Annotated in this window: 11 protein-coding genes; 8 read left to right on the top strand and 3 right to left on the bottom strand. The window is 46.3% G+C overall.

Annotated elements, in window-relative coordinates; translation table 11 throughout:
- Nucleotides 1–242: 242 nt before the first annotated feature.
- Nucleotides 243–1,163, bottom strand: coding sequence for an HTH-type transcriptional activator AaeR (gene aaeR / locus HMPREF3091_RS19645; protein WP_004097176.1), 921 nt, complete (start codon nucleotides 1,161–1,163; stop codon nucleotides 243–245).
- A gap of 412 nt (nucleotides 1,164–1,575) precedes the next feature.
- Between aaeR and aaeX the strand changes: the two genes are divergently transcribed.
- The 8 genes from aaeX to ridA all read left to right on the top strand — a co-directional run bounded on the left by aaeX (nucleotide 1,576) and on the right by ridA (nucleotide 10,061).
- Nucleotides 1,576–1,779: a p-hydroxybenzoic acid efflux pump operon protein AaeX gene (gene aaeX / locus HMPREF3091_RS19640; protein ID WP_004097177.1), complete on the top strand. Its 204-nt coding sequence runs from the start codon at nucleotides 1,576–1,578 to the stop codon at nucleotides 1,777–1,779.
- Between the two features lie 19 nt (nucleotides 1,780–1,798).
- Entirely contained in the window at nucleotides 1,799–2,722 is a 924-nt protein-coding gene (gene aaeA, locus HMPREF3091_RS19635) for a p-hydroxybenzoic acid efflux pump subunit AaeA (RefSeq protein WP_004097178.1), read from the top strand.
- Nucleotides 2,723–2,829: 107 nt separating this feature from the next.
- Complete coding sequence (gene aaeB / locus HMPREF3091_RS19630) at nucleotides 2,830–4,776, top strand: p-hydroxybenzoic acid efflux pump subunit AaeB (protein WP_371328697.1); 1,947 nt, start codon at nucleotides 2,830–2,832, stop codon at nucleotides 4,774–4,776.
- A 346-nt stretch (nucleotides 4,777–5,122) separates the two neighbouring features.
- Nucleotides 5,123–6,058, top strand: coding sequence for an aspartate carbamoyltransferase (gene pyrB / locus HMPREF3091_RS19625; protein WP_004097182.1), 936 nt, complete (start codon nucleotides 5,123–5,125; stop codon nucleotides 6,056–6,058).
- A gap of 15 nt (nucleotides 6,059–6,073) precedes the next feature.
- Nucleotides 6,074–6,538: an aspartate carbamoyltransferase regulatory subunit gene (pyrI, locus tag HMPREF3091_RS19620; RefSeq protein ID WP_070718270.1), complete on the top strand. Its 465-nt coding sequence runs from the start codon at nucleotides 6,074–6,076 to the stop codon at nucleotides 6,536–6,538.
- A 437-nt stretch (nucleotides 6,539–6,975) separates the two neighbouring features.
- Nucleotides 6,976–7,659, top strand: coding sequence for a hypothetical protein (locus tag HMPREF3091_RS19615; protein WP_070718267.1), 684 nt, complete (start codon nucleotides 6,976–6,978; stop codon nucleotides 7,657–7,659).
- Between the two features lie 972 nt (nucleotides 7,660–8,631).
- Nucleotides 8,632–9,060 carry a hypothetical protein gene (locus HMPREF3091_RS19610; protein WP_070718265.1) on the top strand — a complete coding sequence of 143 codons (429 nt, stop codon included), beginning with the start codon at nucleotides 8,632–8,634 and terminating at the stop codon, nucleotides 9,058–9,060.
- 614 nt (nucleotides 9,061–9,674) lie between these two features.
- Entirely contained in the window at nucleotides 9,675–10,061 is a 387-nt protein-coding gene (ridA, locus tag HMPREF3091_RS19605) for a 2-iminobutanoate/2-iminopropanoate deaminase (RefSeq protein ID WP_008815379.1), read from the top strand.
- A 64-nt stretch (nucleotides 10,062–10,125) separates the two neighbouring features.
- On the opposite strand, the gene kch is transcribed toward ridA, so the two are convergent.
- The gene (gene kch, locus HMPREF3091_RS19600) at nucleotides 10,126–11,319 is read right to left on the bottom strand and encodes a voltage-gated potassium channel protein (protein ID WP_070718262.1); all 1,194 of its coding nucleotides are present in this window, start codon (nucleotides 11,317–11,319) and stop codon (nucleotides 10,126–10,128) included.
- 153 nt (nucleotides 11,320–11,472) lie between these two features.
- The gene (locus HMPREF3091_RS19595; protein WP_070718260.1) at nucleotides 11,473–13,008 is read right to left on the bottom strand and encodes an acetaldehyde dehydrogenase ExaC; all 1,536 of its coding nucleotides are present in this window, start codon (nucleotides 13,006–13,008) and stop codon (nucleotides 11,473–11,475) included.
- Nucleotides 13,009–13,100: the final 92 nt, after the last annotated feature.

The following is a 13,100-nucleotide window of genomic DNA, read 5'->3' as shown; positions in this document are numbered from 1 at the left end:
AAACGAGGGAACCCGCGTAGCGGGCTGGGAGGGGAGTGCCAAGCTGGGGTGCTGGGGGGCAGCGATTGGCCCACCGGCTCGGACGCCTGCACAGTGTTTATGCAGATTCCAATGCCATTAGGCGTACGAAATCTCACACAGTTCTAATAAAGGATCCGGAATATGAAATTTTATACCTTAATTTCATATAATTAAATCTGAAGCTTTTATCTCAGTTTCACAAAAACACCCATAAAACAAATCTACGCCCCCTGTCTATAATCCTGATAAATCTCCCCAACCTTCGCGAAATACTCCGTCAAATAGTTGATGCACACCTGCACTTTTAACGGGAGCTTATCTTTTTGCGTATAGAGAGCGTAAACCGGCCTTGGGTCGGATTGGTAGCGGCTGAATAGGATCTCCACTTCCCCGCGTTTAATTTCATCAATAACCCACATCAATGGCACGTAAGCGATACCCACGCCAGCGCACAGCCAGCGGATTAGGGTTTGTGAGTCATTGGTCACGAAGCGCCCTTGCGGTGATAGGCGTAGCGTTTGGCCTTCGGGCGCGATTAGCTCAAATTCGCTATCTGGACGTACGCTGTAGGTTAGCCAACTGAAGCTGGCAATATCGCTGGGCTTCTCGGGTGTGCCTTGCTGTTGCAGATAGCTTTTCGCCGCGCATACCACCATTGGCATTGAACCTAAGCGTTTGGAAAATAGGCTCGAATCCTGAAGTGCACCTACGCGCACGACCAAATCTAAGCCGTCAGCGATGAGATCTGGAGCCGGAACACCGGTCACCAAGTCAATGGAAAGGCCGGGGTATTCACGCAACATTCGAGCCGTCATGGGGGCGATGACGTTTTGCGCCATCGTGGAAGAACTGCCGATTCGCAGCGTACCGGTCGGCGTATTATTGAAGGCGTAGATTTGTTCATGGACTTCCTGTGCTTCAAGCAACATTTTCCGGCAGCCCTGATAATAAATTTTCCCTGCTTCGGTTAAACCAATGCTTCGGGTACTGCGGTTTAGGAGCTTAATATTGAGCTCGTTTTCAAGCTTAGAGATGGTCTGACTGATAGAAGAAACGCTCATCTCAAGCTGCCGCCCTGCGCTGGTAAAAGAACCGCATTCCACCACTTTGGCAAAAACAGCCATACGCTTAAGTCGTTCCATTATTCAATCTACCTTAATAGGAGAGCGATGCTATAGCTGCATAAAACGCCATGCATCCGGAGTTTGTGGGGTTGATGATAGCTTAAATATTCTACCGATTGTTTATTTTAAATAAAAAGTGATTTAGCTCACATATTCTATACATGGTTATTATTATTGCGCTAAGATATTGTCATTGACGATGCGGAACAATCCTCTGCGTACCAAACAACGAAATGTCCTTCTGCAATCAGATCCTGTAGCTCACATCCTCTGACAGACATCCTTTTTTGCGTTAAACGCCATCAGCCAGCTTCCTAGGGTGAGGGTGGTTAGTGGATCGTGCAAGGCAGTAAATGATTGGGTTTGGAGAGACAGACAACCAGACGTTTCGCATTGAGCTAGGCTAAATATTATTTGAGTGGAGAGAACTATGGGGCTGCTACCGGTAATGGTCGTTTTTGGCCTTTCCTTTCCACCGGTATTTTTTGAATTGCTGGTGGCTTTGCTGCTGTTTTTACTATTTCGGCGCGTGTTACAGCCGACAGGGATCTACGATTTTGTCTGGCATCCGGCACTGTTTAACACCGCGCTGTACTGCTGTTTGTTTTATTTGATTACCTGCTTATTTGTCTGAGGTCACTGTGAATCAAATTATGATAAGAATGACCCGCATCGCTATTACCGTGGTCATCGTGATACTAGCGGCTATTGCCGTTTTCAAAGCATGGGCCTTTTATACCGAATCACCATGGACGCGCGATGCGAAATTTACTGCTGATGTCGTCGCGATTGCTCCCGACGTGAGTGGTTTACTCTCTGACGTTCCTATCCACGACAACCAGTTGGTAAAAAAAGATCAAATCCTGTTTGTCATTGACCGTCCTCGTTATCAAGAAGCGTTAAATCAGGCTGAAGCTGATGTGCGTTACTACCAGACGTTAGTGGCGGAAAAAGCCAAAGAGGCTGGGCGTCGTGTACGCTTAGGCGTTCAGGCGATGTCGCAGGAAGAGATTGATCAGTCGAGTAACGTGCTGGCGACAGTTCGCCAGCAGCTGGCAAAAGCGCAATCAACGCGTGATCTGGCGAAACTCGATTTGGAACGTACCGTGGTACGTGCTCCTGCTGATGGCTGGGTAACTAACCTCAATGTTCATCAGGGCGAATTTATCAACCGTGGCGCTACCGCGGTGGCATTGGTCAAAAAAGGCACGTTCTACATTCTTGCTTATATGGAAGAGACCAAACTCGATGGCATTAAGCGTGGCGATCGCGTGGAGATCACTCCGTTGGGCAGTAATCGTATCCTATATGGCACGGTGGATAGCATATCGGCTGGCGTGAACAACAAAAGTTCTACTGCGGATAGCAAAGGGCTAGCAACCGTCGATTCCAACCTTGAGTGGGTGCGTTTGGCACAGCGTGTGCCGGTAAAAATTCTGCTTGATGGTAATGAGCAGGAGTCTCCTTATCCTGCAGGGACAACTGCGACCGTGGTGGTTAGCAATCAGCAAGATGTGGAACGAAAATCGTCATCGCCGATTGTTCAACTGCTACATCGTCTGCGCGAATTCGGCTAAGTCGCTTTCCTATCTCGTTTCATTGATGTTTGCGCGATTTGCACACTGACAACGTGCAAATCGCGATCATTTTTAGCGCAAAAGAGGCAATGATGAATAATGGTGGCATGTTTTTGCGCTTACGTTTTGCCTGTAAGTTAGCATTTGCTATCGTGCTAGCGCTGTTTTTGGGATTCCATCTGAACCTAGAGACTCCGCGCTGGTCGGTATTAACCGCGGCTATCGTCGCTGCGGGTCCCGCGTTTGCTGCGGGGGGAGAACCTTTCTCTGGTGCCATTCGTCACCGTGGTTGGCTGCGTATTATTGGCACGTTTATCGGTTCGATAGGCGGCCTGCTGATTATGATGCTGTTTATCCGTGCACCGTTGGTGATGATGCTACTCTGCTGCGCATGGGCAGGGGTGTGTACTTGGATTTCTTCGCTGGTACGAATCGAAAACTCATATGCGTTTGGGTTAGCGGGTTACACTGCGCTGATTATTGTGGTGACTACGGCAACGGAACCGCTGTTGAGTCCGCTGTATGCGGTAGAACGCTGTAGTGAAATCGTACTGGGTATCGTCTGTGCTGTGCTGGCCGATATTATTTTCTCTCCACGTTCGATCAAAAGTGATATTGACCGTGTCGTGAGTTCGTTGATCGTCGATCAATTTCGGCTGCTGCAAATGTGTGTTCGGCCAGATGAACGTGAGGTGATTGATAAATCATGGAACGATCTGGTTAAGGGCACCAATGCACTGAACGGAATGCGTGGCAATTTGATGCTGGAGTCAACTCGTTGGGTGCGGGTTAACCGCCGATTAAAGGCGCTCAATACGGTTTCTCTCACGCTGATCACCCAAGCCTGTGAAACCTTCTTTATCAGCACCAACGCGCCAGAGCGTATTCCTAGCGAAATGCAGGTGTTGATCCTTGAACCAGTTGAAACTATTGGTGATGTGCATAAGCGCCTGAAGCAGCTACGCCAGTTGCTAGCAATGCAGCCTTCCGATAGCGTGCCGCTGACCATCAGTAGCTGGATTGGCGCCGCAACGCGCTACCTGCTGCTTGCTAAAGGGGTTCATACCAATAGCAGCATCAGTTCGGTAGAAGAAAATATCCTTGAAGGTGAATACGTGGTGAAACCCGCTTCCGCAGAGCGTCACCACGCGATGATAAATGGCCTACGTACGTGGGCGGCGACCTCAATTGGTGCGCTGTTCTGGCTGTGGACCGGCTGGACTTCCGGCAGTGGCTGTATGGTGATGATTGCGGTCGTTACCGCACTGGCAATGCGCACACCGAATCCGCGTATGGCATCCATCGATTTCCTATTAGGCACAATGATGGCGCTGCCGATTGGCGCGTTGTTCTACATGCTTATTCTGCCAGCTACGCAGCAGAGTATGCTGTTGTTGTGCATTAGCCTTGGCTTAATGGCGTTCATTATTGGTCTGGAAGTTCAGAAACGCCGCTTGGGTTCACTGGGGACGTTGGCATCAACCATTAATATTATGGTGCTCAGTAACCCGATGTCGTTCCCTGTCAGCAGCTTTTTAGATAATGCGATTGGGCAGATTATCGGCTGCTTCGTGGCGATGGTTGTGCTGTTCTTGATCCGCGATCGTTCCAAAGCGAGAACAGGGCGCGCTTTACTGAATGGTTTTGTCTACAGTGCGGTGTCTGCGCTCACCACCAATCAGGCTCGCCGTAATGAAAACCATCTGCCAGCGCTTTATCAGCAGCTATTCCAGCTATTGAATATGTTCCCGAACGATATTGCTAAATATCGTTTAGCGCTGACGCTGATTATTGCTCACCAGCGTTTACGTAACGCGCCGATTCCCGTGAATCAGGAGCTCTCTGATTTCCATAAACAGATCCGCGCCACGGCAAATAAAGTGATTTCTGCAGGCAGCGATACCAAACGTAGAGGGTATTTTTTCCGTCTGCTTGAGGAACTGAATGAATACCAGCAACGTCTGGTGCACTATCAGGCTCCCTATACCGTTACCATTCCGGTGAAACGGTTGGCGGATATGCTGGACAAGTACCAACATGCGCTGATTGATTGAGTCCTAGACTGGTTTTTGTTATCTGGCAGAGGAAAAGTAAACGTTTGCGCAGGATCATTAAAACAGCAATTTATCGCTTGCACACGCGCTCCGGCTGAGTATAATGCCCGACAATTTGCCGGGAGACTGCATGAAAAACGTTGTGGCTATGAGTGCTGTTTGGGTCGCTAGTCGACTAGACGCCCTGCCTGAACAAGGCGGCTGCCACCGTTTTTTTCTTCCGTTGCTAAAACGATCGTTAATCGCCCCTCAATGAGGGGCTTTTTTTTGCCCAGCGATCGCGTTGATGACATTTTAAACATCCAGTAACCCCAGCCAGCGGGCGTGAAAAACAGGAGAACAAGAAATGGCTAATCCGTTGTATAACAAAGATATCATTTCCATAAACGATCTAAATCGTGATGAGTTGGAGTTGGTATTACGCACTGCTGCAAGCCTGAAGGCACATCCGCAGCCAGAATTGTTGAAGCATAAAGTGATTGCCAGCCTGTTCTTCGAGGCTTCCACGCGAACCCGTCTCTCTTTCGAAACCTCCATGCACCGCCTTGGCGCCTCCGTAGTCGGCTTCTCCGACAGCAGCAACACTTCTCTGGGCAAGAAAGGTGAAACGCTGGCAGACACCATTTCCGTTATCAGCACCTATGTTGACGCGATTGTGATGCGTCATCCGCAAGAGGGGGCTGCACGTTTAGCCACCGAGTTTTGTGGTTCCATTCCGGTGGTGAACGCCGGTGATGGCTCCAATCAGCACCCAACACAAACGCTGCTGGATTTATTCACTATTCAGGAAACACAGGGCCGTTTAAATAACATCAATATCGCGATGGTGGGCGATTTGAAATATGGCCGCACAGTGCATTCATTGACTCAGGCTCTGGCGAAGTTTGAGGGAAATCGTTTTTACTTCATCGCGCCGGATGCGTTGGCGATGCCAGCTTATATTTTAAAAATGCTGGATGAAAAAGGAATTCAGTACAGCCTGCACACCAGTATCGAAGAAGTGATACCTGAATTAGATATTCTGTATATGACCCGCGTACAGAAAGAGCGCTTAGATCCATCAGAATATGTGAACGTAAAATCACAGTTTGTTTTACGTGCTTCTTCTTTGGAAGGCGCTCGCGACAATATGAAAGTGCTACACCCACTGCCGCGTATTGATGAGATCACCAACGACGTTGATAGCACGCCATATGCTTATTATTTCCAGCAGGCAGGCAACGGTATTTTCGCTCGTCAGGCATTGTTGGCACTGGTCTTAAACGCTGAACTGAACTTTTAATCGAGGACGCTAAACATGACACACGATAATAAATTACAGGTAGAAGCGATTAAACGTGGCACGGTGATTGACCACATTCCAGCGCAGGTTGGTTTTAAACTGCTAACGCTGTTTAAACTCACGGAAACCGACCAGCGAATTACCATTGGTTTGAATCTGCCTTCCAATGCGCAGGGACGTAAGGATCTGATTAAGATTGAAAACGTCTTTTTGACCGAAGAACAAGTGAACCAGCTCTCTTTATATGCCCCGAAAGCGACGGTAAACCGCATCGACAACTATGAGGTTGTACTGAAGCTGACGCCAACGCTGCCGGAGCAGATCGACCACGTACTGGACTGCCCAAACAGCAACTGCATTAGCCGCAGTGAGCCAGTTTCTTCCAGCTTTAAGGTTCGTGTTCGTCAAGACGAAGTGCTGTTGAAGTGTAAATACTGCGAGAAAGAGTTTGAGCATCATGCGGTGATGCAAAACGTTTAAAGTACTCTCTCCTCGTATTCTTCTCTAAGCTCTCCTCTCATTAGAGGGAGGGCTTAGTATCTGCGTGCAATAGTAATATTATTTAAAACATAGTATTAGAGAGCTAACGTCTAATACAGATAAGCAAATTGGCATGTGACTCATATGAAGATGATAATCACCGAGATTTCTGATTAGGGAGAGATGGCGCTGTGGAAATCATCTGAGTGATTTTAAATGAACATATTGAAGCAGTTTGTTTTCTACCTGACGTAACAAAAAAAGATGTCAATGGAATCACTGGCAGGTATTATGAGTCGCTACTCATGGTTATTTCTTATGGTTAAATATAAATACCATGGATTTAATAAAATGACTATGTTGGAAACCGCTATGTTGAAAAAAAAGAGCCCAGCAATGGGAGCTGTCCAAGAGTTTATCATTAATGGAAAGTAACCATGAGTTTTGTGGCTAGAGTGATTATTTTTTTTAGCGTATTTAGCGTATTTAGCGTATTTAGCGTATTTGGGGAGGAGCAGGCTGCAACTCATTGCCTTCCAGACACAAAGGAACTTCAACAGACTATATCCTCCTACTTATCTTTGGCAAGATCTGCTCCTGAAGGGATGAATTCTGAATTCAATAAAAACATTGAAAATCATGAATATTTATCAACATTGCATAGAGAAATGAACAGTTTTATAAAAATAAATAATGAATTAGCCCTTAGCATTGTTTTTAATAATGAAATGTATCCTTTGCAAGGAATGCAATCAAACCAAAATGCAGTGGTCACAGTGAACAAAGATAGTTTATCAGGAGAGCCTAATTCATCAGTTTTTATTATTAATGATGCCAAGAATTATAAAAACTCTGTGCTGTTAATTTTATCAACATGGGGGCCTGTCAGCCTGAAGGTTATAAAAATAGATCGTTGTTTTAAAATAAATAAGTTATTTGATTCGAGTAACTTCCCTATTTATAAATTGTCCGATGGACTGCACGGCGATCTCAAGATAATAAAAAAGGTTACTATTGATTCTAAACATTCGATATTGTTGTATGAAAATAACAGTAATCAACCACTTGTTCTTCATGAGTTGATTAAGGCATACAATGAATCTCAGCTTAATTTGCATTGAGGGTGATGTGACAATCAGGGAAAGAGCAGGGCAGCGAGTACTCCTCCTGAATGCCAATAGTGCTTTGGTGGGTAGCCTCCTGTAGAAATCCAGCAGATGCAGCATCAGATAGAGCACGCCCTACGCTACCATGCGCTGATGCTGGAACAGCCGTTGTGGCTGAATCAGATGCAGATTAGCAATGATTACCTCTCTTATTATTGCTGCTGATATAGTTATATGGGAAATTGCTGGTGGCGCTGGTATTGATATCGGTATTCAGAGAGATTATTAATATAATGGGACACATAAAAGATCATTGGAATGATGAAGAAAAACGGAAGTGTAGATATGAGTAAATATATAGGGTACCTAATGTTTATTTCTCCAGGCGCTGCATTATATTTTCCATTGGAAAGCATATTAGGTAGTGGCTGGGAGCTCTTTTTTATTTATATAATATATATATGTTTTTGCTCTTTTTTATCAAGGAGAATAGGTAGCCGATAATTATGGTTGCGAGGTAAGACTGGGACGCCGCTTATGTGTGGGAACAAGCTCTGGATGTTATAGATGAAGTTATGGACGATGGGTATAAAGAGAATCTTGCCCAGTTTTTAAATTGCCCTGAATACGTCATTGAAAAAAAGTGAGTTCAGATGTTGTTGGAGTCGCTATTGCCTTCTCAGCCTCAGAGGATGCGATAATGCAAAAAATATTATTTGAAAACCTTATTGCTAGTCCGGATAGTACTGAATATCTGTTATCCTGCGAATGGCTATTTTTCTATATTTGGTATTGATAGTGGCGCGCAGAAGTTGGGCTCTGGAGGGAATTTTTTCAAATGAAACTGCAACAAAATGTTTATTGATTAAGTTGTCGATACATCACTGGTTCCAGATATCGCAGTAGGCGCAGCAAGTAGTGTAGCTGAAGCAGATGGGCTGGAGCATTTGGATAGTCTGACCTGTAACCCAGGTAAGTGTCAGTAATATGAATATTTTCGCAGGTAAAACAACTTATATTATTTTTAGCTCCATATTTGGCATCCCATTTTTAATATTCTTGCTTGTGATTTTATTTAAAGGACCAATTGCAAGCGCTGTTCATGTTCTATTTTTCTTATCTTTTTGTGAATTGTTTGTATGCTTTTACGTCTCTAGGTTTAACATAAAGATAGATAATGAAAGAATTCATTATAGAAGTTTATTTTCTGGTGTGACCTATATGGATTTGTCGGATATATGCTCTGTAACCTATAAGGTTGGTTCGGTAAAATATAGTGAGCGTTTTTTACCATTTTATCGACTTGAAATTAAAGGTGACGGTAAGGTAATAATGATTAATTTAAAGGTATTTGATAGGAAAGATATTAAGTTATTAAATGATTTTCTTGGCCGTATGCTGAAAAATTGTGGGTGACTCGGTGTGAGTTGGCCACGGAGTAGATGAAAAATTCAAAAAAAACATGGCGTTGGTGGTTGAGGTGTTACCCCGCGGCACTGAGTCACTTACTATTAAAATTATAAATTGATTGCATGGTTTAGTTTAGAGAACGGTGTGCTTCAGTCGTGCTCACACGCACGGCGAATTTCCTATAGAAATCCAGCAGACGCAGCATCAAATAGAACACGCCCTACGCCACCATGCGCTGATGTTGGAACAGTAGTTGTGGCTGAATCAGATGCAGATCGGTACAGACTCTCTTGAATCATTTCTTGACCTGATAGCTGGTAGTTCTGATCCACATTTCTCTCGGTGTGAAGGGTACGCCAGATTTAGGGGATGCCGGTGTGTATTTCAGGCTCGTCGTCATTTATTGCGGTTGTTCTAGTAGCTGGTCTGAGTTCCACCACGGTGATCGACAACTTCACGCAGCTATTTAGCCCAGAAGGTATATTTGCAACAGAAATTTCCAGATTTACTCGGGTTTGCGAGGCCGCGGGTGGGTTTTAGCTGGCGGCTTCCTTATAATAGGCGACGAATTTATTCTTAATATTCATCATGCACATCCGAAAATCCTAATAGGAGTAGATATGTCACGCATTATCAGTACAGAGAACGCACCTGCCGCAATCGGTCCTTATGTTCAGGGCGTTGATCTGGGTAGCATGATCATCACTTCTGGTCAGATCCCAGTGAATCCAAAAAATGGTCAGGTTGCTGAAGACGTTTCCGCACAGGCTCGTCAGTCTCTGGAAAACGTGCAGGCTATCGTTGAAGCCGCTGGTCTGAAAGTGTCAGATATTGTGAAAACTACCGTTTTCGTTAAAGATCTGAATGACTTTGCGACTGTTAACGCAACTTACGAAGCGTTCTTCTCTGAGCACAATGCGCCATTCCCAGCGCGTTCTTGCGTTGAAGTCGCTCGTCTGCCAAAAGACGTGAAAATTGAAATCGAAGCGATCGCGGTTCGTCGCTAATTCTTCGATTCCAACGTGATTCAGGCCAGCTTTTGCTGGCCTGTTTTGTTTTCGGTAGCGGCTATCAGCCTTTTTCTGCGTCTTTTACCGAAGACGTGTTGCCGAAGAACAATTCTGTAATCAGCTTGTCGTCAATCGGCTCGCCGCTAAGCGTTCTTACCAAGAGTTCGCTGCCCAACAATTGAAGTGAGAACACCATGTCAGGCTGGACGCGTTTGATTTTTTGCAGATGCTTGCTGGCATTGACCACGGAAATGGTTTTGGTATTCGCGTTCGCCACCTCTTTAGCCGCCAGCACGATAAACGCATTTTCTGCGTCATCATCGCGTAGTGCCAGAATGAATTTCGCCTTAGCTGCACCCGCTTCAATCAGCACTTTAGCACTAGAAGGGTCGCCAATAATCAGGTCGGTATCGGGTGGATACTCGTGGGAAACATTCGGTGGAACGATAACGGTCAGCGCATCGCCACGTTGCTTAAGCCCAAGATAGACGCTTAGCGCCAGCGGAGTAGCACCCGCGATAATGAAGTGATTTTTACGCATCACGTGAGAAATCCTGCCTTTCACTAATCGTTTTAAATTACCGCCAATCACCGGTCCGATAATGGCGCTGATCGACGTCGCAAATACGGTAATTCCCATCACGATAACGGATACGGTGAATAGCCTTGCGGTTGCCGTGTGGGGAACAATATCGCCAAAACCTACCGTTGACATGCTGACTACAGAGAAATAAAAAGCGGTCGGCATATCGAGAATGGGCGGCGCAAATTCACCGCCTAAATAAAGCGAACCAAATACGGCATACAACAATAAAGAAGCGAAGCTGACCAAGGCGAATAGCCCGCCAGCGGCTAGGCTCGCATGATCAAAGCGCCGCCAATAGACTATCAGCAAGAGCGACAGGATTACGGCATAGAAGAATAGACCTAAACTTCCCTGCGGAGCCAAAAAACTGAGTGTTCCAGTCACCAGCAACAATAGCAGCGAAAACGCCCATGCCACGCGAGCACGTAGCAATAGGCCAAACGCCATTAATATCAAACCAAAACCGAGTACAAACTGTGGGATCTCCAGTAGACCCACGACAGAAAGCGTGTCTTTCCATGAGCTGAACGTGCTGATGGCACTCGGTACATAGTCAAACGCCCGCAGCATTACCGGACGCATGAAAAAGTAGCCATAAACGGCCACTAATACGGCCAGACACCAGTGCGGTTTAAACAGAGATATAAATTTGTGGAATAGTTTTTTCACGGCAAAGGGACTGATTCAAATAAAAAAAGTGTAGCGCGAAACAACAATGAATAACAGTTTGTATCGGGCTGCGGCAGCTGAGCTGCTCCTCCCCGATGTGGGGAGGAGCAAGGCAACACTCGAAAAAAACAAGGTGCTTTCGAGCAAATGATATTAGAAGAAACCTTGCGGTTTATCGCTGTAGCTCACCAGCAAGCACTTGGTTTGCTGGTAATGCTCTAACATCATTTTATGTGTTTCTCGCCCGATGCCTGACTGTTTATATCCACCGAAAGCGGCGTGTGCTGGATAAGCATGGTAACAGTTTGTCCATACGCGTCCGGCCTGAATGCCACGTCCCATTTGGTAGGCGACGGTTCCGTTACGAGTCCAAACGCCAGCACCGAGACCGTAGTCCGTATCATTCGCTAATTCGAGCGCTTCGGCCTGATTTTTGAAAGTGGTGACGGCTAACACCGGGCCGAAAATCTCTTCTTGGAATACGCGCATACTATTTTTGCCGAACAGGATGGTTGGTTCTAAGTAGTATCCGCTGCCTAACCCACCTTCTAACGCGCGTTTACCGCCGCCGGTCAATACGCGGGCACCTTCCTTCTTACCTAATTCGATGTACTTTAAAATCGTGTCCATCTGTCCGGAGGATACCTGTGCGCCCATCTGGGTATTCGTGTCGAGCGGGTTTCCTGAACGAATGGATTCGACACGTTTGATCGCTCGTTCCATAAAGCGTTCATAGATGGATTCCTGCACCAGAGCACGGCTTGGGCAGGTACAGACTTCGCCTTGGTTAAAAGCAAACATGGCAAAGCCTTCTAACGCTTTATCAAAGAAGGCGTCTTCTTTGTCCATGACGTCGGCAAAGAAGATATTTGGTGATTTCCCCCCGAGTTCGAGCGTAACAGGTATCACGTTTTTGGCGGCATATCCCATGATTTGCTGACCAACTTCGGTGGAACCGGTGAAAGCCACTTTAGCGATACGTGGCGAAGTTGCCAGATACTCACCGATTTCTCCACCTGCACCGTTAACGACGTTGAGCACACCTTCTGGCAGCAAATCGCCGATTAACTCCATCATGATAAGGACTGACATTGGCGTTAGCTTGGCGGGTTTTAGAACGATGCAGTTACCGGCGGCGAGCGCTGGAGCCATTTTCCAGCACGCCATCAGCAGCGGAAAGTTCCACGGAATGATTTGTCCGACCACGCCGAGAGGCTCATGAAAATGGTAGGCCACGGTATCGCAGTCGATTTCGCTGATGCCACCTTCCTGTGCGCGAATGCAGGATGCAAAGTAACGGAAATGGTCGATAGCCAGAGGCACATCGGCGTTTAGAGTTTCACGAATGGGTTTACCGTTATCCCAAGTTTCAGCATGGGCTAACAGTTCCAGATTTTGCTCCATGCGGTCAGCGATTTTAAATAATACGCTGGCACGTTGTTGCACTGATGTTTTACCCCATGCGTCTTTGGCGGCGTGTGCTGCATCAAGCGCGAGATCCACATCTTTTTTGCTTGAGCTGGCAACCTCGCATAGTGCTTGTCCCGTTACTGGTGTTAGGTTGGTAAAATATTCCCCTTCAACTGGAGCGACCCATTTCCCACCAATAAAGTTGTCATAGTGTGATTTGAGTTTAAGAGGCGATTGGCCGCTGCCTGGGGTGAGAATATCGAGAGCGTGATTCGTCATTACTGTCTCCTTTAGTCCGTAGTGGCAGGTACAGTGAAACGTCGTAAACCTCTACGCAGAATGCGCAGGGTATTAGCTCTTTAAGCTTAGTG

The organism is Hafnia sp. HMSC23F03 (assembly GCF_001816025.1).
Lineage (GTDB): Bacteria > Pseudomonadota > Gammaproteobacteria > Enterobacterales > Enterobacteriaceae > Hafnia > Hafnia paralvei.
The sequence above is the reverse complement of the archived record's forward strand: the minus strand, read 5'-3'. Positions and strand labels throughout refer to the sequence as shown.